Source organism: Martinezella paranaensis (assembly GCF_014200235.1).
In the GTDB taxonomy this organism is placed as follows: Bacteria; Pseudomonadota; Alphaproteobacteria; order Rhizobiales; family Rhizobiaceae; genus Rhizobium; species Rhizobium paranaense.
Genome location: NZ_JACHBI010000005.1, coordinates 411,136 through 434,623, shown reverse-complemented (window position 1 = coordinate 434,623; position 23,488 = coordinate 411,136). Strand labels below are relative to the sequence as shown.

Below are 23,488 nucleotides of genomic sequence, written 5' to 3'. Positions count from 1 at the left end.
CCGATCACGCTCCGAATGGCCGCAGCAGATCGCGGCTGATGATGTGACGCTGGATCTCCGAGGTTCCGTCCCAGATGCGTTCGACGCGGGCATCGCGCCAGAAGCGGGCAAGCGGCAGATCGTCCATCAACCCCATGCCGCCAAAAATCTGGATCGCCTCGTCGGTAACGCTGGCAAGCATTTCCGAAGCGTAGAGCTTGGCCGATGCGATCTCGCGATTGGCGGGAAGACCGGCATCGAGCCGCCAAGCAGCGGATAGGGTCAGCAGATCGGCGGCGTCGATCTCGGTGATCATATCGGCGAGCTTGAACGATACGCCCTGATTGGCGCCGATCGGCCGGCCGAACTGCTTGCGCTCCGCCGCATAGGGTAGCGCCAGATCGAAGACACGGCGAGCACGCCCGACACAGCTCGCAGCGACCGTCAGGCGCGTGCCGTAGAGCCACTCATTGGCAATATCGAAGCCGCGATGCACCTCACCGAGCACCTGCGACTTGGGCAGGCGGCAGTCCGTGAAGCTCAGGATGACGTTGTGATAACCCCGATGGGAAACCGAGTCATAGCCTTTGAGGATTTCGAACCCCGGCGTGCCGCGATCGACCAGAAAAGCCGTGATCTTCTTCTTGGTGCCCTTCGCCGTTTCCTCCTCGCCGGTTGCGGCAAAGACGATGACGAAATCGGCGATATCGGCATGGGAAATGAAATGCTTGGTGCCGTTCAGAATGAAATCGTCGCCATCCTGCCGCGCTGCGCATTTCATGCCGCGCATGTCGGAGCCAGCAGCGGGTTCGGTGATGGCGAGCGCGTCGATCTTCTCGCCGCGGACCGCCGGCAGGAGATATCGTTCGCGTTGCTCGCCTTCGCAGGCCATCAGAATGCCGGAAGGACGGCCGAAGAAGACGGTGAGCCCCATCGAGCCGCGGCCGAGTTCACGCTCGACAAGAGTGAAGGTCGCGTGATCGAGGCCGGCGCCGCCAATCTCCTCGGGGAAATTGCAGGCATAGAAGCCGAGCTCGATGCACTTGCGCCGGATTTCCTCGCCAAGTTCGGGCGGCACGATGCCGGTGCGCTCGACCTCGTTCTCATACGGATAGATCTCCGTCTCCACGAAGTCCCTGACCGTCTTGACGATCATCTCCTGTTCTTCGCTGAGCCCGAAATTCATGACCGCTTCCTCCTAGCGTTTTTGTCCAACATGGCGTCCAACGCCGTCAGGCACAGGCAGCTTTACATGGGCCTCGGCAATCAGCCTTATTTTGCTCAGCACCTCCTCCGGTGCGGGAGCGGCTTTTCCGGCCTTGGCATCGACATGCAGCAGTATCTGTTCGGCGGTGGCGATCGCTTCGCCGCGTGCCGTGTCGTAGATCGTGTGGAACACATGCAGCCGCTTTTCGTCAGACCCGAGGATCTGCGCGGTCGAATGAATGGCCTGTCCGAGCTTGGCTTCGCCGAGATGGCGGATATGCGTCTCTACCGTATAGTAGCTATGACCACGCTCGACATAGGCGAGATCGACGCCGATCAGGCGTAGCAGCGCGTCCGACGTGTCGCCGAACACCTGCAGATAGCGGTGCTCGGTCATATGGCCGTTGTAGTCCACCCATGCCGGGCTGACTTTGGTGTCGATCAGCCGCAGCGGCTGCGCGACATCCATCGGCTTTTCGCCGCCGCCGGCGGACGCCCAGAGGTTTTGCTCGAAATCCTTAAGCAGCTTGCCTGCACCCCAGCCCTTGCCGCCATGGCTTCCCTTCAGCGTCTGCAGGATGCCGACGAGGTTTTCATCGCGAATGCGCTCCAGCTCGCGGATCGACAGGCCATCGGCCTGCTCGTCCGACTGCTGGCCGATCTTTTCGACCAGTGCATCGTCGAGATCGACGACATCCATCAGCTTCGTCCAGTTCCATTGCAGGGCCGGGCCGAACTGCGCCAGGAAGTGCCGCATGCCCGCTTCGCCGCCGGCAATGCGGTAGGTCTGGAAAAGACCCATCTGCGCCCAGCGCAGGCCGAAGGAATAGCGAATGACGTCGTCCAGCGTTTCGACGGTGCAGATGTCATCCTTGATCAGCCAGAGCGCTTCGCGCCACAGGGCTTCCAGCAGGCGATCGCCGACAAAGGCTTCGATCTCCTTGGCGATGTGCACGCCTTTCATCCCGATCGGCGGCAGCCGTTCCATCGCGGCCTTGATCGTTTCCGTCGAGGTCTTTTCACCCCCGACGATTTCGACGAGCGGCAGCAGATAGACGGGGTTATAGGGATGGGCGACGAAGAAGCGTTCCGGATGACGCATGTCGCGTTGCAGATCGGTCGGCAGCAACCCCGAAGTGGATGAGCCGATCAGGGCATCCGGCCTTGCTACGGCATCGATCTGCGTCAGGACTTTACGCTTGAGGTCGAGCCTCTCGGGCACGCTTTCCTGAATCCAGTCGGCATCGCCGACGGCCCCCTCAAGCGTGTCCCTGAATGTGAGCTTGCCGCGCGGCGGAAGCGGCGCGCCGGTCAGCATCGCATAGGCCTTTTCGGCATTCGCCAGAACCTCGCCGACGATGCGGGTCGCTTCCGGATGCGGGTCGAAGACATCGACGTCGATGCCGGCCAGCAGGAAGCGGGCAATCCATCCGCCGCCGATGACGCCGCCGCCGATGCAGGCTGCCTTGTTGATCCTGGTCATCGGAGCCTCAGCGCTTTTTCAGTTTCAATTTCTTGCGGACATCCTCGGGGCCGATGATGCGCGCGCCCATGCCCTCGACGACCTGCACCGCCTTTTCGACGAGCTGTGCGTTGGTGGCGAGCAAGCCCTTCCCGGCATAGAGGTTGTCTTCCAGACCGACGCGGACATTGCCGCCGGCAAGCACGGCCGCAGCCGGGTAGGCCATGGCATTGCGGCCGATGGAAAAGGCCGAGAAGGTCCAGCTCGAGGGAACGTTATTGACCATCGCCATGAAGGTGTTGAGGTCATCGGGCGCCCCCCAGGGGATGCCCATACAAAGCTGGATGAGGATGGGGTCCTCAATAAGACCCTCCTCGGCAAGCTGTTTGGCAAACCAGAGATGACCGGTATCGAAGGCTTCGATCTCGGGGCGGACGCCGAGAGTGGTCATCTTCTTCGCCATCGCCCGCAGCATGGAGGGCGTATTGGTCATCACATAGTCGCCGAGACTGAAGTTCATCGTGCCGCAATCGAGCGTGCAGATTTCCGGCAGGCATTCGGCGACATGGCTGACGCGTTCCGTCGCACCGGCCATGTCGGTACCCCGGACGTTCAGGGGCAGGGGGCTTTCAACATCACCGAAGATCAGGTCGCCGCCCATGCCGGCGGTCAGGTTCAACACGACATCGACATCGGCGGAACGGATACGGTCCGTGACCTCCTTGTAGAGATCGTTGCGGCGGCTGGCAGCGCCGGTTTCCGGATCGCGGACATGGCAGTGGACCACTGCCGCCCCAGCCTTGGCGGCGTCGATCGCGGATTCCGCGATCTGCTTGGGAGTGATCGGAACATGGCTGGATTTCGAGACCGTATCGCCGGAGCCGGTGACGGCGCAGGTGATGAAAACATCGCGGTTCATCGCAAGAGGCATTCTTGTTCTCCCTCGTATTGAGGACATTACGAGGCAAGCGGCGCCTTCATGCTTTGCATTATCGGAAACAAACGATACATTATCGGAAATACCGGAGAATGCCTGTGCTCACCTCGTCCAACACGCCGCTCGATATCGATCTGCTGGTGCTTCCGGAAACGAACCTGATCCTGATCGCGTCGGTGATCGAACCCTTGCGCGGGGCCAATCGCATTTCCGGTGCGGAGATCTATCGCTGGCGCTTGTTTACGCCTGACGGTTCGCCCGTCGAAACGACGAGCCACGTCCCGGTTCCCGCGTCCGGCGGCTTCAAGCCGACCGATCCCGCTCCGCTCTTCGTGCTCGCGAGCTACAATTGGCGGCGCGCCGCGACGCAGGCGCTGAAAATGCAGATATCCCAGGCGGCGCGCTATCGTTCGATGATGGCTGGCATCGAATCCGGCAGTTGGCTGCTGGCGGAAGCAAGCCTCCTCGACAATGTATCGGCGGCTGTCCATTGGGAGGATTTCGACGATTTTGCGCTGGCCTATCCGCAGGTGCGTGCCGTCAAGGACCGTTTCGTGATCGACGGCAAGCGCATCACCACCGCCGGCTCATTGCCGACCGTCGACCTGATGCTGGAGATCATTCGGCGGCGGCAGGGCTATTCGCTCGCGCTCGAAGTTAGCCGGCTTTTCATCTACGAGCCGGCCAATACACAGAGCGCGGCAGAACTTTCGCCGTCGACCGCCGGCTTGCGTATGCGCGATCCGCGCGTCGCACAGGCCGTGCGGCTGATGGAGGAAAATATCGAGCAACCGCTGATCCTGGCGCGCTTGGCACGACGCGTCGGCCTCAGTGCCCGTCATCTCCAGGGGCTCTTTCAGGAAAGCATCGGCGCGCCTCCGCATGTGCATTACCTCGCTCTCCGGCTCAATGCCGCGCGACGCAAGGTGATCGAGACGAAGGAGTCCTTCGCGGAAATCGCTGCAGCAACCGGTTTCAACTCGGCCTCGGCCTTTTCCCGCAGCTATCGTGCCAGTTTTTCGGAAAGCCCCTCGGGCACTCGGCGGCGCTTGCGCGGGCGCTCTATGGCTGCAGCAGAGCCGACATAGGCTGAAAGGCTTCGCGCACCATTTCCGCGAGCTCCTGGATCGCCTCGCTGGAATGATAGGGATTACGGCGAAGCACGACGCGCGAGGAATCGACCGGCGGAAAGCCGTCGTCGCTCGTCAGCTCCCGGCAACCGTGCGGAATGTTGCTGCGGGACAATGTGGTGACGGCGAGGCCGGCGGAGACGGCGTTTTTCAGGCCGGAGCTGGTATCGGCAATGAAGGCGATGCGATAGGGCCGCGCCTGCTGCTCCAGGGATCGCAGGGCAAAGTCGCGCGCCCAGGTCGAATTGCGGTACGTCGCGACGGGCAGCGGTGTCGCGTCATGCAGGCGATGCACCAACGATGTCACCCAGACGGTCGGATCGATGCAAAGCACCTCTCCCGTGGTCTGCTTGCTCCAGTCGAAGACCACGGCAAGATCGAGCTCGTCCTTCTCCAGGGCGGCAAGATTGCGAGCGGTATAGTCGCAGGAAACGGTCACTTCGACGGCAGGATGCCGGACGGCGAAGGCGGCAAGCGCCGCCGGCAGGACGGTCTGGCTGTACTCCTCCGGAATTCCGATCCGGACAGGTCCGTTCAACGGCTTGGTGCGGATGGTCGCAGCAGCCTCATTCAACAGATCGACGATCCGCCGAGCATAGGGAAGCAATTGATTTCCGGAGCGGGTCAGCACGACCCCACGGGCGCTTCTTTCGAATAGCGCCCCGCCGACAATTTCCTCCAGGCGCTTGATCTGGGCGCTGACGGCCGATTGGGTGCGGCCGATGCGTTGCGCGGCAACGGAAAAATTCAACGTCTCGCTAATGACGAGGAACGTCCGGAGCAGATCGCTTTCGATGGGTTCGCGCATGGGCAAGCCACAAAAATTTCCGATGGCACATATCTCTACTATTCGTTTGTCTGATGTCAATTATCGGCGCACACAAGTGCAATGCGTCCGGGTGCTTCGTTCGCGAGATACCGCACATGACCATTCAGACCCCGGCTCGATCCTTCGCCGCCAATGAATACGAAAAGGGCGTCGCTCTCGTCGTTGCGGCAACGCTCGCCTGGAGCGCCAGCGGCGTCTATACGCGGCTGCTGACGACGGATATCTGGACGGCGATCGCCTGGCGCTCCCTGTTCGGTGGATTGTTCCTGCTGATCCCGAGCTTCTTTCTCGAAGGCGGCTTTTCGCGTCGCCAGTGGAGCTCGATCTTTCACCCGTCTGGGCTTGCGATGATCGCCTGCCAGACCTTCAGCCAGGCCTGCTTCATCGGCGCGCTCTATAGGACCACGGTTGCGAACGTGACTATGATCTATGCCACAGCGCCCTTTATCGCCGCCTTGCTCGGCTGGGCGATCCTGAAGGAGCGTGTGCCGAGGCGAACTCTTGTTGCCGGCGGGATCTGTTTGGTCGGCGTGGCGATCATCGTCGCTGCCTCGATCGGCGGCGGCACGGGCCTCGGCGATCTCTTGGCGCTCGGCATGACGGCTTCGTTCGCCCTGATCATCATCATTCCGCGCATCGATCGCAGCGCACCGAGCCTGCCGCCAACCGTCGTCAGCGCCTTCCTGACGCTCGTTATCTTCGCGCCGTTCAGCTCAGTTGGGTCGCTCGATCTGCACAATTGGCTGGTGCTTGCCGCCTTCGGGGCAACCAATTTCTCCTTTGCCCTCGTCCTGTTTCTTGCCGGCGCGAAGCGCATGCCGCCCGCGGAAGCGGCTCTTATCGGCACCATGGAAATCGTGCTGACTCCTTTCTGGGTTTGGCTGTTCTTTTCCGAAAGGCCGCCGCTTGCGACGTTTTTCGGCGGCGCCATCATCCTTGCGACGGTCCTCTGGCACACGTTCATCGACCTCAGGCATAGCCGGCGCAGGCACGAGCCGAGCTAGAGCAAGCTACCCATAAAGCCCATATTGTAATGAAGATATTCGCCTATAGGCTGCATGTTATTCAGCTATCGTTCATTTAGTGGAAGGCAAATAAACAATCGCCGCAACGCCTTGCGGTTGATTGAGGCTCGGTCACCGATACAGCTGCACGAGGCAGGTGGCCGGGCCTCTCAGGTCTCCCGGGGAAGGCGTTGCCAGCGAAGCAGATAGGCCGACTATGGATCTGTCCGCTCCCGTTCCGCACTTATGCTGACCAAAGCGCGTAGAAGTGCTGGACCGGTCCTTGACCGGTTCCGACCGACAGCGTTTCGGCCGCCGCAACCGCGCCTGCGAGATACTCTTTGGCTGTGGCGACGGCTTTCGGTAGCGTCGAGCCCTTGGCAATCTCCGCCGCCAACGCGCTGGAAAGTGTGCAGCCGGTTCCATGCGTATTTCTGGTCGGTACACGGCCGGCCTCGAACCAGGTCAGGCCCTCCGGGCTTGCGAGCACGTCCGGGCTTTCATCGCCGGCGAGATGCCCGCCTTTGACCAGAACGGCCCGCGCGCCGAGCCTTACAAGGGCTTCCGCCTGCCGGGCCATTGTCTCGCGATTTTCGGCCTCCGGTTCATGCAGAAGTGCGGCAGCTTCCGGCAGATTGGGCGTCAGCAGCGTGGCCAATGGAAGAAGTCGCTCGGTCAGGATATCGACGGCATCCGCGGCAAGCAATGCAGTTCCGCCTTTGGCGATCATGACTGGGTCGAGCACGATCGGAACGCCTTCATGGGGAGTGAGCGCATCGGCAACCGCTTCGGCGATTGCGGCATTGGCAATCATGCCGATCTTGACGGCATCGAGGCGCACATCGGCAAATATGGCTCTGATCTGTTCGGCCACGAACTCCGCAGGAACAGGGTGGACGCCGGAAACGCCCTGCGTGTTCTGGGCCGTCAACGCGGTCAGCGCTGCCATGCCGTAGACGCCACGGGCAGAAAATGCCTTCAGGTCGGCCTGAATGCCGGCGCCGCCGGAAGGGTCGGAGCCGGCGATGGAGAGGACATTTCGGATCATGGGCGTGCCTTTCTGCTCCAGCCGATGGACAGTGCACCGGAGATCGCGGCGAAGTTGGTGATGCATCGCACCAGCGGAGGGTTTGGCCGCGTGGCCGTTAGCAGCGAGCCGGCAATGGTGTTGTTTTTGCATATCGCGCCTTTCGGGCGGGGTGAGACGCGAAGGGATGACGGTAAGAGCACGCCGAGATCCCCGAGCGACTTCCTCCGCCAGCATTATCTGGTTCAGGTTCAAAGGGTACTTCTCAGCCCATCATGCGACGGGCGCCCCTGTCTCTCATCGCCATCTTTCTCGCAGAGAACGGCCACCCTGTCATCAGCTAATCGTTCTAGTGGTGGTGCCCCATATCCGGCCCGTGTTCCTGCTTCCTGATAAACAACGCCGCTACGATCGCTCCCAGTGAGATGACCATCCCGCAGAGAAAGGCGGCCTTGATCCCGCCGGTCGTTGCGGCAAGCGCACTGGCGCCGGCGGCGGAAAGACTGGTGGCTCGCAAGGTCATGATCGCGACGAACAGGGCGGTGCCGGCCGCGCCGGCGACCTGTTGGGTGGTGCCGAGCATGGCGCTGCCGTGCGAATAGAGGTTTGGCGGCAGCGATCCCAGGCTGACGGTGAACAGCGGCGTGAACATTAGTGCGAGACCGATGCTCAGCACCATATGGGCAATCAGCAGCATCCAGAACGGCGTATCCTGCTGTATGAAGACCAGCCCGCCCATTACGGTGCTGAGGATGATCGCTCCTGGAATGATCAGCGGCGCCGGACCGTATTTGTCGAAGAGACGCCCGACCGTCGGCGCGCAAAGGCCCATGATCAGCCCGCCGGGCAGCAACAGCAGCCCGGTTTGCAGGGTCGACAATCCCAGCACGTTTTGGAGATAGATCGGCAGCAAGATGAAGACGCCGAACATCGACATCATCAATATGGCCATCATGGCCGCGGCGATCGTGAATGTCTTTGTGGTCAAGGTGCGCAGATCGAGCAGCGCTCTCTCCTGTTTTTGCAATTGCAACTGCCGCACGATGAAAACCGCGATGACGACGGCGCCGGTCAAAAGCGGAATCCATGGCGATACCGCCGGCGTATGAAGCGCTGCTTCGCCCAATCCGCTAAGGCCGTAGACGAAACCGCCGAAGCCGATGGCGGAGAGGAAGATCGAAAGAATATCGATCGGCGCCGTGGTTGGAACCGTCACGTTCTTGATCCGCGAGGCGCCGAGCGCCAATGCAGACAGGGCGATCGGCAACACCAGGAGGAACAGCCAGCGCCATTCCAGCGCGGAAAGAATGAGGCCGGAAATGGTTGGCCCGATGGCCGGAGCCACCGATATGACGACCGAAATATTGCCCATGGTCCTGCCGCGCGATTCCGGCGGCACCAAGGTCATCACCGTCGTCATCAGCAGCGGCATCATGATTGCTGTGCCCGAGGCCTGCACGATGCGGCCAATGACAATGACGGCAAACCCCGGCGCCAGCGCCGATATGAGCGTGCCAGCGCTGAACAGCGACATGGCGAGAATGAAGACCGGTCGCGTGTTGAGCCGTTGCAGCAGGTATCCGGTGACCGGGATGACGACGGCCATGGTCAGCATGAAGGCCGTGGTCAACCACTGAGCGGCACTTGCGGTGATATCGAGATCGGCCATCAGATGCGGCAGCGCCACACCCATAATGGTCTCGTTGAGAATGACGACAAAAGCCGACACCAATAGCAGGGCTATGACGAGTTTGTTACGGGCACCATGGTCTTCCACGGTTGGGACATCCTGTTCCGCATCGGCAAAAGTCTCGCTGTCGGTCATAATCGTGCTGCCTTGGGTCGAATTTGGACGGAACAATTGATATTGCCCGGGACGGCAAATCGCTTGGCTTTTTCATATGACGAGCGGCTGCGTGAGATTACGACACGGGCAGCGAATTATTTTCGCGCTGGCGACTGGCAGAACGATCTGCGCAGTTGCAATTCCTCAGCTCGCTCACACCCAAGAATGGCAATGCGTTGACGAAGGTCAACCCCAAAGATGTTTCGAAGGGATCGGCAGTTGGCTGTGTGAGATTTCACGCTGCGCCCGAAAGGTTAGATCCCGCTGAATAACCCATGCGCTACTTGCATGGGTGCAGTGATAGCTTGGCGCTGCAATATCAGAAGGTCCCGTATTATATACAAGCCATCGAAGCGAAGGGAGCGCCACGGACGGCAGCTCAGCTTCGAATGCCCAAGGAAAGGGGATCATTATGAACGTAGCACGCTCTTTCAACAACTGGCGCAAGTATCGTCAAACGGTCGCCGAACTGGGCCGTATGTCCACGCGCGAACTGAATGACCTTGGCATCGGCCGCGGCGACATTCATAACATCGCTCGCGGAGCGGTCGTTCGCTAACGGCTCACAACGCCATCCATACTTCGACATTTCGACAGCGCCTGCTTCCTCCCGAGCGGGCGCTTTTGTTTTGCGCTTTTCGCAAGCGGCTCCCACCCTTCCAATGAAGGCCGGTCCCGATAGAGCTTCCAGCTTTTCGCATAACGCATGCCTGCCCTGCAAAGAAATGCCTATGAACTGAGCAAATAAAAAGTATGATGTATTTATCGAAGCGATGCACCTCCTCCCGCATCCTTCGAAATGCAGATGACCTACTCCTCCTCCCAAGGGCGTCTGCGGGAACAGTAGCACTCCTCCTCCCAGCTACTGTTCGGTTCTTTACGAAAGCCTGCCGCACCTCCTCCCGCGGCAGGCTTTTTCGTTTAGGACTCAAGCAGGCCAGATGAGCCGGGCTGATCGATTCTCGCTTCATTCATGACGTCTGCGAATTTCCTGCCGGTCGAGAGACGGCGCTACACGCGCCGGACGACCCATTTGTTGGGAAAATCTCGAACAATTGTCGGCGCCATCATCCCTATCCATCGCCAAGTCAGCTTCGCTCCACCTTATTTGTCCTAATGTTCCATGCCCGAAACCATCTCGCGGGCGAAATGGAGGTCGCGGCGCTCAAAAGCGCTTCGATTTCAGGACCGTAAGAGGAATGTTTCCGCATGCTGAAGACCCTTGACGACTGCGCCCCCGGCCTTGCCCCGAACGGCAAAATGGCTGTGACCGAAGGTGGGCCGTTGAAGGTGTCCGGCGCGGGCAGGGATGCACTTCTCAATTGCCTGATCTCCGGTGGAGACGAGAGATTGGAGTGCGAACCGGCGACCGGCCTCAATATGTATGGCCACGGGCCATCGCCCCGGCCGCGGGACTTGGCCTTCGGCTCCTCGACGGCATCGACCATTTCCGCACCGGCTTTCGCGGCAGTCGGCGCGTACCATGCTGACCTTGTGCGGGAAATGGAAACACGGCCTGCGGCCGAGATCTACGCGCGGGAGATCGCGCGGATGCGCGCGAAACTGCTGCGTCTGCTCGGCCTAGATCGGAGCGCAGGGCCATCGCAGGTGGATGCCATCATGGCAACGTCCGGCACCGATATCCATCTCTTCGCTGCGTCGCTGCTGGCACGGCAGGGCGATCGGACCTTGATGACCATCACGCTGATGGGCAACGAGACCGGGAGCGGGGTGATGACCGCTGCATCCGGGCGCCACTTCATGAGCTGCGTCGGTGGCAATCGTCCCGTTGGCAAAGGCGAAGAACTGAGCCCTGGACATGCCACGCGCAATACGACGGTCGCGGTGCGTAATGCCGACGGCACGTTGCGGAGCGAAGACGAGATAGAATTGGAATTGAGAGGGCTGATCGAACTCGCCCGCGCGGCTGAACTCAGGTGCCTTTTGGTCGTTACGGATGTTTCCAAGACCAGCCTGCTGGCACCGAGCCTCGAAACGGTCTTTCGCCTGAAAGAACGCTTCGGCGCCATGCTCGATATCATGATCGATGCTTGCCAATTTCGCGTTTCCGCCGCAACGATCCGCGCCTATCTGGCCCATGATTTCCTGGTGGCCGTCACCGGCTCCAAATTCCTGGCCGGTCCGATTTTCAGTGGCGCGCTGCTATGTCCGCCTCGAATGTCGGATCGCCTGAAGCAGCGATCCTTGCCGCCGGCGCTTGCCGATTATTGTGCGAAAGCGGATTGGCCGGAAGGCTGGGTGGCCCGGGATGTGTTGCCGGATCACGCCAATTTCGGCCTCTTGCTGCGATGGAAGGCGGCGCTGTTCGAACTCGAGCGCTTTGTCGGCATGTCCGAGGACAAGGTGATCGCCGTGCTCTCCGCTTTCGCCGAGGCGGTCGGAAAGCGGCTCAAGCAGGACAGCGCCTTCGAGATGCTTGACAGTCGGCCGATCGACCGGAACCGCCTGTGGGGCGAACGGCAGGCTTCGCGCTGGGATGAGATACCCTCGATCTTTTCGTTCTATCTACGCAATCCTCATCGAGGCGGCATTCTGACGGCGACGGAGAGTGCAGCGGTCTACAAGAACCTAGCCGTCGAGCAGGGCGGCCTTGTGCCGGTACGTCTCGGTCAGCCCGTTCGCTGCGCCGATTTCGGCGACATGCCTGCTAGCGCCTTGAGGATATGCCTGAGTGCGCCGTTGATCGCTGGGGCCTGTGAAAGTGCCGATGCTCTTGATGGCATGATCTCACAGGCAATGACCGTGCTGGATCGAACCGCTGACATGGCGGCGCAATTGACATCGCAGCCGAGCATCGCCCGCGCCTCGGGCGTCTAAAGTCAGCATCCCGATCGCGGCATAGGCCGGCAATCTCAGGCGGCGGCGCTATGCTCGCCTCTGATTGCCGTCCAGACCTCGCGTGCGGCGTCGGCGTTCATGGCGGCGATCAGGTTCGGCTAGGCGGTAGTCCAGACAAATGTGGTCAGGAGACCGGCTGCGGTGCTGAACCGATGGACAAGGGCACCACAAACTCGACACAGAAATAAGCGAGCTTGAAAAGCGTCATACGTTTGACGACGTTGCGGAGTGTAATGCCCGCTCTCTCCTCGCCGACCGTGCTTATCAGAAGCTATCAGGTCTCCCTTGCAACTCGCTGACATCAGCTAAACCGCAGCTCTGCGACCGAAAAAGGCGAATACAGGCTGGACCTAAGTCCTGGCGGCCTATTTTTCAGCCCAGCGTCAGCTCACCGCTATAACTGCTTGGCTAGACTAGCCCCAGAACTCTCGTGGCTTTCGGAGAATAAGTTTGAATCTTATATTGCGTAATTCTCCTTCGGAGCTCGTGCACCGACTTACTCCAGGCCATTTAAGGTATCGAGCCGACATTGACGGGCTTCGCGCCTTGGCGATCCTGCCAGTCGTGCTCTATCACGCCGGCATTGCGGGGTTCAGCGGCGGCTTTGTCGGGGTCGACGTTTTCTTCGTCATCTCCGGGTTTCTGATGGCCTCGCTGATTTCGGGTGAAATCGCAGAAGGCGATTTCAGCATCCTGCGCTTCTATGAGAGGCGAGTGCGACGCATTTTCCCGGCGCTCTTTGCCGTTCTCGCGGCCTCGTCCGTGGCGGCATGGCTGCTTCTGATGCCGGTCGAGCTGGAATATTTCGCCCGCAGCCTGAAGGCGGCCGCATTGTTCACCTCGAACATCCAGTTCGAGAAGGAAAGCGGCTATTTCGACATTGGCGCGCAGTTGAAGCCGCTGCTGCACACATGGTCGCTCGCGGTCGAAGAGCAGTTCTACATCCTGTTTCCGCTGCTGCTGTTGGTGATCAGCCGGTTCGCGCGACGCTATGCGGTGCATATTCTGCTGGGCCTGTTGATCGCCTCCTTCGCGGCGAGCGCTTGGGAGGTTTTCCGTACGCCTGCCGCGGCATTCTACCTGCTGCAGTTTCGCGCCTGGGAATTGCTGCTTGGCGCCTTGCTGGCTTTCAGTGTGATACCGAGGCCAGCCCGGCCGGTGATGCGGGAAGGCCTTGCCACCCTCGGCATAATCCTGATCGTCATCGCCGTATTCGGTTTCACCGATCATACCCTATTTCCCGGCCCGGCCGCTTTGCTGCCCTGCCTCGGTGCGGCCCTGGTGATCTATGCGGGCGCCGAATATGGGCTGGCTGGGCGGGCGCTGCGGGCGAAGCCCTTGGTGTTCGTCGGGCTGATTTCCTATTCCCTCTATCTCTGGCATTGGCCGATCATCGTATTCAGCCGTGAAATCTTCGGTCGCGAGCTTTCCCCGGTCCAGGGTGGCTTGATTGTTGTCGCCTCGCTGGCTCTCGCAGCATTTTCGTGGCGGTTCATCGAACGGCCGTTTCGCGGCCGTAACAATCGTTTGGGGCGGAGGCCCTTGTTCGCGGCGGCGGCGGCGGTCATGGTCGCCGTGGTCGGATTCGGGAACTATGTCATTCGCGACAGCGGCGTTCCGAGTCGCCTCCCGGCCGATGTGCAGAAGGTCTACGCCGCAACATACGACATCAGCCGCTTCGGCCTGCCGCCATGCTTTGCTGACTCCGACACCACAGGTCCGTCTCTGTCTGACATACGAGCCGGAAAACTTTGCCCGCTCGGCGCCGAAGCATCGAACACGCCTTCCTTCCTCGTTTGGGGAGATTCGCATTCCGGAGCCATGTCCCCGGCGATCGACGAGGCGGCGAAACAGGCTGGCGTTTCCGGTCTGTTTGCAGGGCACGCATCGTGTCCGCCATTGCCGGGCGCACAGCTTTCAGCTCGCGGCGACGTGAAACGATGCGGTGACTTCAATGCCGCCGTCCGCGACCTCGTCACATCGAGGCACATTCCGCTGGTGTTCCTGATCGCCTACTGGCCGAAATATGTGCATGACGCCGAGCTGCCGAATGAGGGCGTCTACTTCGATCCGTCGTTGCCGCCGCCATTGCAGGACAAGTCCGCGTCGGTGACGGCATCCCTGGACCGCCTGATGACGGAGCTGACGCAGCAGGGAACTAAAGTCGTATTGGTCATGGATGTGCCGGAAATGGGCCGCTATATGCCGGAAGCCGTCGCCAAGGCTGTCATGACCAAGACATCGACGGAAGTTGCCCCGCCGTGGGATTATGTTGCGAAACGCCAGGCACTCTCGCGCACTATTCTGACTGGTTTCGCGACCAAATATGGGGCCGCCATAGTCGACCCTCTGCCTGCGATCTGCCACGATGGGCATTGCGACGCGACACAGGATGGCATGCCGCTCTATAAGGATGCCGATCACATCACGGCCGCGACCTCGAAAAGGCTCGGTTACCTGTTCTCTCCTATATTCTCAGCCCCGAAGCGAGCATCCGCTGCCTCCGGCAACTCATAACGGTTCGGCGCAAGGCTTCGCTGGTGCAAAGTCGCTTCAAAGATGTCTTGACCCTTCAGTGCATTCCGCCGCCGCCTTCTCCGAGTTTGATATTGCTGAGGATCAGGGCAAGCGGGATTGCCGAGAGCGCGATCATGGTCAGTACGTAGAAAACGTCGATATAGGCCAGATAGCTCGATTGTATCTGCACCTGTTGCCCGATCCAGGCAGTGGCCTGCGCTTGGGCCTCGGCCATGGTCGCGCCTTTCTGCGCAAAATAGTGCGACATGGTCTGAAGGGTTTCATGGTAGGCCGGCGAGGACGGCACTATGTGCTCCACCAGCCGGCTTTGGTGCCATTGCTGACGATGCGCCAGAACATTCAAGGCGATGCAGACGCCGATCGAGCCGCCGATATTGCGGGCGGCGTTGATCATGGCGGAGGCCTGATTGGTCTGGTCCGGCCTCAGGCCATAATAGGAGGCCGAGGTGATCGCGATGAAAATCAGCGGCAGGCCCAGTCCGATATACAGGCGAGACCAAACGAAGAATGCGAAATTGAGGCCTGGATTGAGCTGTGTCAGCCACCACATCGAGCCTGCGATGATTAAGGCACCGGTGGCGATCATATATTTCGGCTGGACCACCGAAGTGAGGCGACCTGCGACGAACATCATGACCATGGTGACAAGACCACCCGGCGATAGCGCCAGGCCGGCCCATGTGGCGGTGTATCGATAATCCTGCTGCAGGACCTGCGGAAGGAATTGTGTCGTTGCGATCAGGATCGCACCCGTTGCCATCATGACGATGAAGCAGGATCCGAACTGCCGGGTTCCGAGCAGCCGACCATCGATGATCGGGTTCGATTTCGTCAGCACCCAAGGAATTGCCAGTGCAAAGGCCAGGACACAAAGCGCGGTCATGGCGATGATCAGATTTGAGTCGAACCAATCTTCCGTCTGACCGCGATCGAGAACCAGCTCGAGCGAACCGAGGAACGTTGCGACAAGCAGGAAGCCGACAAGATCGAAGCGGACGCCTTGGCTGCGGAGTGCCTGCCGCTTTCGCTGCATCTCCTCTGATCTCTCCACCAGAAAATAGACGAGGATGAAGGCAAAGACGCCGACCGGACCGTTGATCAGGAAACACCAGTGCCAGGAATAATTATCCGAGAGATAGCCACCCAGTGTGGGGCCGATCACGGGCGCCACCACCACGGCGACGCCGAACATCGCGAAGGCCTGGCCGCGTTTGGCCGGCGGAAATGAATCGGCGAGGATCGCCTGCGAGGTCGGCACCATGCCGCCGCCGGCGAAGCCTTGGATCATGCGAAAGACGAGAAGCGATTGAAGATTCCATGCCAGCCCGCAGAGAACGGAGGCGATCGTGAAGGTCGCAAGGCAAACGAGATAGAAGCGACGCCTGCCATACCGTTCGGCAATGAAGCTGCTGGCGACCAATATGGTTGCGTTGGAAACGAGGTATGTCGTCACCACCCAGGAAGCCTGATCCGCACTGACGGCAAGACCGCCCGAAATGTAGCGCAGCGCCACATTGGCGATCGTCGTGTCCAGGACTTCCATGAAGGTCGCAAGCGAGACCACGACCGCGATCAGCCATGGATTGGTGGCGCCTGCGGCGGGCACGGTCGCTCCGCCGGCGGTTGTGTTGGCGCCGCTCATGTCAATGCCTCGGCCGGACGGTGACCGTGGGGACTACGGACATACCCGGCCCGATCGGGAGGTCCGCCGGCCAAGTGTCGACGACGATCTTCACCGGTACGCGCTGCGTGACCTTCACATAGTTGCCGGTCGCGTTCTCGGCGGGAAGCAGCGAGAACGCCGTGCCGGAACCGGGTTGGACCGAGGCGACCTTGCCGTGCAACAGGTGATCCGGATAGGCATCGATCGTCACATCGACCGGCTGGCCCGGCCGCATGTCGGTCAATTGCGTCTCCTTGAAATTCGCGGTGATCCAGATTTCGTCGGGGACGAACATCGAGATTGCCTGCCCGGCCTCGATATATTGTCCTTTGGCGCCGGTCAGGCGGACGACACGGCCGGGCTGGGCTGCGACGATCGTCGTGTATTTGAGGTTCTGCTGCGCCTCTTCGGCCTGTGCCTGCGCCTGGCTCAAACCGGCGGCGGCACTCGCCTTCTGGGCTTCGGCAACCGCCTTGTTCTTTTGCGCCGAGGTTATGTTTGCCTCTGCCTGTGCCAGGCTCGCCTGGCTCTGCTGCAGATTGGACGTTGCCTGCTGTACTGCCTGGACGCTGCCGGAGCCGCTCTTGACCAGTTGCTGCTGGCGCGCAGCCTCCTGCTCGGCATATTGCAGCGCTGCCGCCGCCGAGTTGTGCTGCGCCTTTGCGACATCGATCGCGGCGCTTGCGGCGTCGATCTGGGCGCTGGCGCTTTGGAGCGCGGCGGCCGCAACATTCACCTGTCCATTGGCTTGGTCGAGGGTGATCTGATAGTCGCGTGGATCAATCCTCAAGATGACTTCGCCGGTCTGGACATGCTGATTGTCGGTCACCGGAACATCAGTGACATAGCCGGAAACCTTCATGGCGAGCGAGAAGCTGCGAGCGTCGATAAAGGCATCGTCCGTCGACTCATAGGGGTGAAAATAAATCTGCCAGGCGAACCATCCTGCGACGGCAAGGGCAGCGACAACGATCACACCAAGCAGGATCCAAAGGGGATGCCTGCGGATGAATGATTGACGCTTTTTCTCCACCCGGTCAGTCTGGTGATCATCGCCGGGATGAATACGTTCTATCCGAGGTTCGGTCTGGTTGTCTCTCTGAACGAGATGCTGATTATCAACCACGGCACAACTCTCATATCTGTTGGCCATAGGGTCGGTAACGTTTGGGTAGAAGATCAGTTCCTGACGGCTTTGATCGGCGCCTCGACATGGCGGTTTTGTCGCAGGGCCGAAAACCTGCCCTTAAGGCCGGATGATCGCCAACGGTGGCCTATTGGTGATGTCTCAAGCATCCCGCTAATCACCTACGCGCGGGCGTCGGTCGTCTCCGTCGAATCCCGCAAAATCTCCCCGGACGATGCCGTGGCGCTGAAGTTTGTCGTAGAAGGTCTTCCGCGGGATGCCGAGGGCCTCGATCGTGCGGCGGACATCGCCGCCGTTTTGGGCAAGGGTCTCGCGGATAAGGTCGGCCTCATAGCGCTCGACGCGGGCGGGCAGGGGTAGTGCTGTATCAGCGGAGAGGATTTCATTTATCTTCGGTGCGGCCGCCCCCTCCAGGCCGAGAACGAAGCGCTCCGCAAAATGCGAAAGCTCGCGAACATTGCCCGGCCAATCGTGGCTCTGCAAATGGTGACGGATAGCGGCGGAAATGGCGGGTACTTCGCGTTTGAAGCGGCTGGCGGCGCGGTCCGCAAAGTAACCGAAGAGCAGGGGGATATCCTCTCGTCGGTCTCGTAGCGGCGGGATGGATATGGTGACGACGTTGAGGCGGTAATAAAGATCTTCACGGAAATCGCCGCGTTGGCGCGGGTCGCCGAGATCAACTTTCGCGGCGGCCACCACGCGCAGATCAACCGGACGCACTTCGTTGGTGCCCAGCGGTGTTACCTCTCGCATTTCCAGAACACGCAACATCTGCACCTGTATTGCCGGCGGCATGCTCTCGATTTCATCCAGAAACAGTGTACCGGCGCTGGCGTGCTCGATGCGGCCGACGCGTTTCTTCTGCGCGCCGGTAAAGGCGCCCGGCTCATGGCCGAAAAGCTCGCTTTCGATGACGGTCTCCGGCAGTGCGCCGCAATTGAGGGCCACGAAATTGCCCTTCGCGCGCCGGCTCCAGCGATGCAGCAGGCTTGCGACCACTTCCTTGCCGCTGCCCGTCTCGCCGGTCACCAGCACATCGACGTCCGTATCCGCGATCTGCCGCAGCGTATGGCGCAGCCGTTCCATCGCCGGCGTCTGGCCGATCAAGGGCAGATCGCCTTGCGCCTGTTCGGCCGCAATGCGGAGCGCGCGGTTTTCCAGAACGAGGCGACGCTTTTCCGCTGCCCGCCGCACGCTTTGCACCAGCCGGTCGGTGGCGAAGGGTTTGGTGATGAAGTCATAGGCGCCGTCCTGGATCGCCTTCACCGCCATCGGGATATCGCCATGGCCGGTGACGAGGATGACCGGCAGGTCCGCGTCCTGCTCTTTGACGCGGCTGAAGAGCTGTTGTCCGTCCATCTGCGGCATGCGGATATCGGAGACGACCACGCCGGCAAAACCGGCGTCCAACGCGCCGAGCGCATCGGCCGCGGAGGAGAAGGCTGAGACAGAAAATCCAGCAAGTTCAAGTGTTTGTTTCGTTGCCTTCAACAAGTCCTTGTCGTCATCGATCAGGAAGACGGGGGAAACGCCGCTCATGAAATTGCCTTGCGCAGATGAATGGTGAAACGGGTGCCGCTCTCGCTGCTCTCAACCTCGATGCGGCCGCCATAGTCGGCGACGATGTCCTTGGAGATGACAAGACCGAGGCCGAGGCCCTTTTCCTTCGATGTGTTGAAGGGCGTGAATAGCGAATGCAGGATCGCCGGCGGAATGCCGGGGCCATTGTCGGAGACGATGACGTCGACGCCATCAGTCGTTTCCCGCGCTAAGACCTCGACTTTCGCCTGCTCGCGGCCTTCCAGCGCTTCGAGCGCATTTTGGAAAAGATTGATCAATACCTGCTCGAGCCGAACGCGTGTGCCGACGACTGTCAACTCGGCGGGCGGAAGATCGATCGCAAGTGCGTCGAGGCGACCGGCAAAGCGGCTTCTGAGCAGGATCACGGCGCCTTCGATGGCGCTCCTCAGTTCCACCGGTTCCGGTGCGGTCCGCCCTTTGCGGGCAAATGCCTTCAACTCGTCGGTAATCGTGCCGATCCGTTCGGTGAGCGCCGCTATGGAGGAAAGGTTTTCCTTTACCGGCGCGATCTGCTTCCGCTCCAGAAAGATATGGGCGTTGTCGGCATAGGCGCGAATGGTGGCGACCGGCTGATTGATCTCGTGGGCCACGCCGGCGGCGACTTGCCCGAGGATCGCAAGACGATTGGCCTGCACCAGATCCTGCTGCACGACCTGCAGCTTCGCCTCCGTCATCCGGTGATCGGCAATTTCCGCTTCGAGACGATCGCGGGCGCGGCTGAGATCCTCGGTGCGCTCCAATACCCGCCGTTCCAACTCCTCGCGAGCAATCCTGCTGACTGCGATCTGCATTGCGGAGACGTGGCGCCGCCTCAGCAGGAAGGCGGCAATCGCCAAGATTGGCAGCAGCACGGTGAGCGCGAGGAAGCGCGTTTCACGGACAGTGGCGGAAATTGCCTGGTCCGTCGGGACAAGATAGTCCAACTGCCAGGGCGTCGACGGGATTGCTGTCGTCAGGCGCAGATATTCCGCAGCGCTGCTGCCCGGCAGGACGGCGCGCACGATCGAGACATCCGGCCCGATTGCTTCGGGGTGGGCGATCGGCAGAGGTGTCAACGGCGCATCGCCGAATTGCAGGCTCTTGCGGATGGCGGCCAGATTGTCGGCAGATAGCGGCGATGCCGTCATGAAGCGCCAGGAGGGAATGCTGGTGATCAGCACGACGCCATGCTCGTCGGTGACGTAGGCCGGACGGCCGGCTTCCCGCCAATCGGCTTCGAGCTGGTCGAATTCCATTTTGACGACCACGACACCCAGGGCGTTCAAGGCATCACCGACACGGCGGGAAATATAAAGCCCGGGGCGGTTGCTGACATTGCCAAGCGCGAAATGTTCCGCGGTTCCCGCCTCCATCGCCCGGCGGAAATAATCACGGAAAGAATAATCATTGCCGACGAAGCTCAGCGGTTCGCGCCAGTTGCTCGACGCGATCGCCACACCATCCTTGCCGGTGACGTAGAGCACCGAGGCTTTGGTGCCGGAGACGAGGCTCTCGAGCTTACGGTCGAGCGTAGCGACCGCATCGCCCTTCGCCGCCGCGAGCGCGTCGCGCACCTGCTGGTCGTCCGCCAGGAGAAGCGGCAGGGCGCGGGGACGCTCAAGGACGGCTCTCAGTAGAGCGACCTTCAGGTTCGCGTCAGTGCGACCCTGGCCTTGCAATGCCTCGATTGCGGTCACGCGGCCGTAAACGCCCGCGCCATAGAGCGCGGCCGTAATGACGATCGCGCAGAAAATCGCAAAGACCAACCAGACCCGGCGAGAGCGCCGGCCTAGCTGCTCTGGCGTCGAAAATCGTTCCATGGTGGGCCGCTGCAGCATCATCATATTGTGCATGATTTCGCGCGGACCGCAATTCGATCTGTGCGGATTGCCGCACAGATTCGGAGGCTTAACCGCAGGCTGCAATAAAATCTGTTTTTATATCAACGGATTATTGGGAAGTCCTTCATCTGGCACGCCCGTTGCACGGATAAGGCAAACAGTCGGAGGCTGTTGAAGTTTTGTAGTCGTTGCCCGGAGGGCCGAAGGATCGGTTGGGCATAACGGAGGATATTATGATTGCACCCGTCGTTGCCGAGACACACGGCAAACTTCCCTTCTACCGGCATCTCTATGTGCAGGTTCTCACCGCCATCGCCGCCGGTATTCTGCTTGGACATTTCTATCCGCAAATCGGCGCATCGTTGCAGCCGCTTGGCGATGCCTTCATCAAGCTGGTCCGCATGGTCATCGCGCCCGTCATCTTCCTGACGGTCACCACGGGCATCGCCGGCATGTCGGACCTCAAGAAGTTCGGCCGCGTCGTCGGTAAGGCGTTCATCTACTTCCTGACCTTCTCGACGCTGGCGCTGATCGTCGGCCTCATCATCTCGAATGTCGTCCAGCCCGGTGCTGGTATGCACATCGATCCTGCAACGCTGGATACGAAGGCCGTCAACAATTATGCGGCGCAGGCCCATGATGCGACGGTGGTCGGCTTCCTGATGAACATCATTCCGGACACGATCGTCGGCGCCTTCGCCAAGGGCGACATCCTCCAGGTCCTGTTCTTCTCGGTCGTCTTCGGTATCGCGCTCGGCGCTGTCGGCGAGCGTGGCCGTCCCGTGCAGGACTTCCTGCAGGCACTGACGACGCCGATCTTCCGCATGGTCGCCCTGCTGATGAAATTCGCGCCCATCGGTGCTTTCGGCGCCATGGCCTTCACGATCGGCAAATACGGCATCGGCACAATCGCCAACCTGGCGTTCCTGATCGGCACCTTCTACGCTACATCGCTGCTGTTCGTGCTCGTCGTTCTCGGCGCCGTCGCCCGTTACAACGGCTTCTCGATCCTGGCGCTGATCCGCTACATCAAGGAAGAACTGCTGCTCGTTCTCGGCACCTCGTCGTCGGAAGCAGCGCTTCCCGGCCTGATGAACAAGATGGAACGCGCAGGCTGCAAGCGCTCGGTCGTCGGTCTCGTCATCCCGACCGGCTATTCGTTCAATCTCGATGGCACCAACATTTACATGACCCTGGCGGCGCTGTTCATCGCGCAGGCGACCGATACATCGCTCTCGCTCACTGACCAGATCTTGCTGCTGCTCGTAGCCATGCTGAGCTCCAAGGGAGCTGCCGGCATCACCGGCGCCGGCTTCATCACGCTGGCCGCTACCCTTGCCGTCGTGCCTTCGGTTCCGATCGCCGGCATGGCGCTCATCCTCGGCATCGATCGCTTCATGTCGGAATGCCGTGCTCTGACGAATTTCGTCGGCAACGCGGTTGCTACGATCGTGGTCGCCCGTTGGGAAAACGAACTCGACCAGACCAAGTTTGCCGCCGCCATGGCCGGACAATTGACTAGCGACTTGGAGACGCCTGCGTTGCAAGCGGCCGAATAGCAACGCTATCGGTCTCTCCGGAAAATGTGAAAACGGCCTCCTTTCCACGGGGGGGCCGTTTTTTATGTCTACGGTTCCTGTCAGTCACCCCTACGCCTGCGCTGGTTCGCTGATTTCGTTATTTCATCGCCACTGATCTGAGCTTGGCCTCTCGAATCAAATCGGAACATCGGCCGCCACCAGACGTTAGCCATTGACACTGTAGGCCGTGCCAAACGGACGTGATGGTGCTGAAGAACATGGAGATTTTTCCGTTTTCTCTCCATGGCCGACGAATTGGCAGACGAGCTTCCCATCCATCCGGTCTGCAATCCCCGCACTTTCATCGATGGAGAACACCATGGACGAGAGCTTCAAGCTCTGTCGGCCAGTTCCGATCGCGACAGCCGGCAATCCCGACGCACCGCACCGGTCGCGTGGACGGGTTCTGCTGGTGGCGGCTGCCCTGGCATTTGCGATGCCAGGAGGCATATTCGCGCAACAGCTACAGAGGCCGAACAGCGACAACTGCAGGGCTCCTGCCACCAGCAAGCAGACCGAAGGTGAAAGCCAGACCGCGCTGCAAGGTTCTCAGGATAGCGCTGCGAATAAACTTTCGGACTGTGGCGGTGTGCTGAAGCCGCCGACGACTGGAGATAGCGCAATGGAAAAGCCAGCGCCGCGTGGCGGCAAGATGCCGGTTATTCCGCCTAGCGCCGTGCCGGGCCAGCAGGAGCAGAAGACCCCGGAAGCCAAGTAGTCTGCTATGGCAGCTTTAAGGCTTCGGTTCCGGCTGCTCGATGGTCTTTTGTGCGACAGTCGAATCCCCGTTCTTTCCGGTCACGAACGGCTTGATGACAAGGATGCTGAGGATCGAGGCCACCATCAATGCGATAACGATGATCAACAATGCGCGCATGCC

Annotated in this window: 18 protein-coding genes and 1 riboswitch; of the genes, 7 read left to right on the top strand and 11 right to left on the bottom strand. The window is 60.6% G+C overall.

Features of this window, described 5'->3' with window-relative positions; translation table 11 throughout:
* Positions 1 to 4: 4 nt before the first annotated feature.
* From GGD50_RS15655 to bcoG, 3 genes are read right to left on the bottom strand one after another with little or no spacing between them, the layout of a single operon-like run.
* Positions 5 to 1,165 carry an acyl-CoA dehydrogenase family protein gene (locus tag GGD50_RS15655; RefSeq protein ID WP_183938261.1) on the bottom strand — a complete coding sequence of 387 codons (1,161 nt, stop codon included), beginning with the start codon at positions 1,163 to 1,165 and terminating at the stop codon, positions 5 to 7.
* 12 nt (positions 1,166 to 1,177) lie between these two features.
* Positions 1,178 to 2,668: a carnitine 3-dehydrogenase gene (locus GGD50_RS15650; RefSeq protein WP_183938260.1), complete on the bottom strand. Its 1,491-nt coding sequence runs from the start codon at positions 2,666 to 2,668 to the stop codon at positions 1,178 to 1,180.
* A gap of 7 nt (positions 2,669 to 2,675) precedes the next feature.
* Positions 2,676 to 3,578 (bottom strand): 3-dehydrocarnitine:acetyl-CoA trimethylamine transferase BcoG, encoded by a 903-nt coding sequence (gene bcoG, locus GGD50_RS15645; protein WP_183938259.1) that lies wholly within the window; start codon positions 3,576 to 3,578, stop codon positions 2,676 to 2,678.
* A 98-nt stretch (positions 3,579 to 3,676) separates the two neighbouring features.
* Between bcoG and GGD50_RS15640 the strand changes: the two genes are divergently transcribed.
* Positions 3,677 to 4,672: a GlxA family transcriptional regulator gene (locus tag GGD50_RS15640; RefSeq protein WP_183938258.1), complete on the top strand. Its 996-nt coding sequence runs from the start codon at positions 3,677 to 3,679 to the stop codon at positions 4,670 to 4,672.
* Here the strand turns inward: GGD50_RS15640 and GGD50_RS15635 are convergent.
* The gene (locus GGD50_RS15635) at positions 4,647 to 5,522 is read right to left on the bottom strand and encodes a LysR substrate-binding domain-containing protein (protein WP_183938257.1); all 876 of its coding nucleotides are present in this window, start codon (positions 5,520 to 5,522) and stop codon (positions 4,647 to 4,649) included. The two genes, GGD50_RS15640 and GGD50_RS15635, sit on opposite strands and share 26 nt — an antisense overlap.
* Positions 5,523 to 5,638: 116 nt before the next feature.
* On the opposite strand from GGD50_RS15635, the gene GGD50_RS15630 reads away from it, so the two are divergent.
* Positions 5,639 to 6,547, top strand: coding sequence for a DMT family transporter (locus GGD50_RS15630; RefSeq protein ID WP_183938256.1), 909 nt, complete (start codon positions 5,639 to 5,641; stop codon positions 6,545 to 6,547).
* Between the two features lie 244 nt (positions 6,548 to 6,791).
* Here the strand turns inward: GGD50_RS15630 and thiD are convergent, their stop codons facing one another.
* Together thiD and GGD50_RS15620 are read right to left on the bottom strand one after the other, a co-directional pair.
* Positions 6,792 to 7,595: a bifunctional hydroxymethylpyrimidine kinase/phosphomethylpyrimidine kinase gene (thiD, locus tag GGD50_RS15625; RefSeq protein WP_183938255.1), complete on the bottom strand. Its 804-nt coding sequence runs from the start codon at positions 7,593 to 7,595 to the stop codon at positions 6,792 to 6,794.
* A gap of 184 nt (positions 7,596 to 7,779) precedes the next feature.
* Positions 7,780 to 7,876: riboswitch (TPP riboswitch) on the bottom strand.
* A gap of 47 nt (positions 7,877 to 7,923) precedes the next feature.
* Positions 7,924 to 9,399, bottom strand: coding sequence for a DHA2 family efflux MFS transporter permease subunit (locus GGD50_RS15620; protein WP_183938254.1), 1,476 nt, complete (start codon positions 9,397 to 9,399; stop codon positions 7,924 to 7,926).
* Between the two features lie 433 nt (positions 9,400 to 9,832).
* Here GGD50_RS15620 and GGD50_RS15615 point away from each other — a divergent pair, with 433 nt between their 5' ends.
* The 3 genes from GGD50_RS15615 to GGD50_RS15605 all read left to right on the top strand — a co-directional run bounded on the left by GGD50_RS15615 (position 9,833) and on the right by GGD50_RS15605 (position 14,796).
* Complete coding sequence (locus tag GGD50_RS15615; RefSeq protein ID WP_183938253.1) at positions 9,833 to 9,979, top strand: DUF1127 domain-containing protein; 147 nt, start codon at positions 9,833 to 9,835, stop codon at positions 9,977 to 9,979.
* A gap of 650 nt (positions 9,980 to 10,629) precedes the next feature.
* Positions 10,630 to 12,258, top strand: coding sequence for a hypothetical protein (locus GGD50_RS15610; protein ID WP_246451212.1), 1,629 nt, complete (start codon positions 10,630 to 10,632; stop codon positions 12,256 to 12,258).
* 507 nt (positions 12,259 to 12,765) lie between these two features.
* A complete protein-coding gene (locus GGD50_RS15605) occupies positions 12,766 to 14,796 on the top strand; it encodes an acyltransferase family protein (protein WP_331371114.1) in 2,031 nt (676 codons plus the stop codon).
* Positions 14,797 to 14,851: 55 nt separating this feature from the next.
* Here GGD50_RS15605 and GGD50_RS15600 read toward each other — a convergent pair whose 3' ends face one another.
* The 4 genes from GGD50_RS15600 to GGD50_RS15585 all read right to left on the bottom strand — a co-directional run bounded on the left by GGD50_RS15600 (position 14,852) and on the right by GGD50_RS15585 (position 21,040).
* Positions 14,852 to 16,459 carry a DHA2 family efflux MFS transporter permease subunit gene (locus tag GGD50_RS15600; protein ID WP_183938251.1) on the bottom strand — a complete coding sequence of 536 codons (1,608 nt, stop codon included), beginning with the start codon at positions 16,457 to 16,459 and terminating at the stop codon, positions 14,852 to 14,854.
* A 1-nt stretch (position 16,460) separates the two neighbouring features.
* Positions 16,461 to 17,606: an HlyD family secretion protein gene (locus tag GGD50_RS15595; RefSeq protein ID WP_414125337.1), complete on the bottom strand. Its 1,146-nt coding sequence runs from the start codon at positions 17,604 to 17,606 to the stop codon at positions 16,461 to 16,463.
* Positions 17,607 to 17,780: 174 nt separating this feature from the next.
* Positions 17,781 to 19,166, bottom strand: a complete 1,386-nt coding sequence (locus GGD50_RS15590) for a sigma-54-dependent transcriptional regulator (protein WP_183938249.1) — start codon at positions 19,164 to 19,166, stop codon at positions 17,781 to 17,783.
* The gene (locus GGD50_RS15585; RefSeq protein WP_246451210.1) at positions 19,163 to 21,040 is read right to left on the bottom strand and encodes a sensor histidine kinase; all 1,878 of its coding nucleotides are present in this window, start codon (positions 21,038 to 21,040) and stop codon (positions 19,163 to 19,165) included. The genes GGD50_RS15590 and GGD50_RS15585 overlap by 4 nt, the downstream gene beginning before the upstream one ends.
* A gap of 221 nt (positions 21,041 to 21,261) precedes the next feature.
* Between GGD50_RS15585 and GGD50_RS15580 the strand changes: the two genes are divergently transcribed.
* Both GGD50_RS15580 and GGD50_RS15575 read left to right on the top strand, forming a co-directional pair.
* Positions 21,262 to 22,587 (top strand): dicarboxylate/amino acid:cation symporter, encoded by a 1,326-nt coding sequence (locus GGD50_RS15580; RefSeq protein ID WP_183938248.1) that lies wholly within the window; start codon positions 21,262 to 21,264, stop codon positions 22,585 to 22,587.
* Between the two features lie 340 nt (positions 22,588 to 22,927).
* Positions 22,928 to 23,326: a hypothetical protein gene (locus GGD50_RS15575; protein WP_246451209.1), complete on the top strand. Its 399-nt coding sequence runs from the start codon at positions 22,928 to 22,930 to the stop codon at positions 23,324 to 23,326.
* A 15-nt stretch (positions 23,327 to 23,341) separates the two neighbouring features.
* On the opposite strand, the gene GGD50_RS15570 is transcribed toward GGD50_RS15575, so the two are convergent.
* Entirely contained in the window at positions 23,342 to 23,485 is a 144-nt protein-coding gene (locus GGD50_RS15570; protein ID WP_183938247.1) for a hypothetical protein, read from the bottom strand.
* Positions 23,486 to 23,488: the final 3 nt, after the last annotated feature.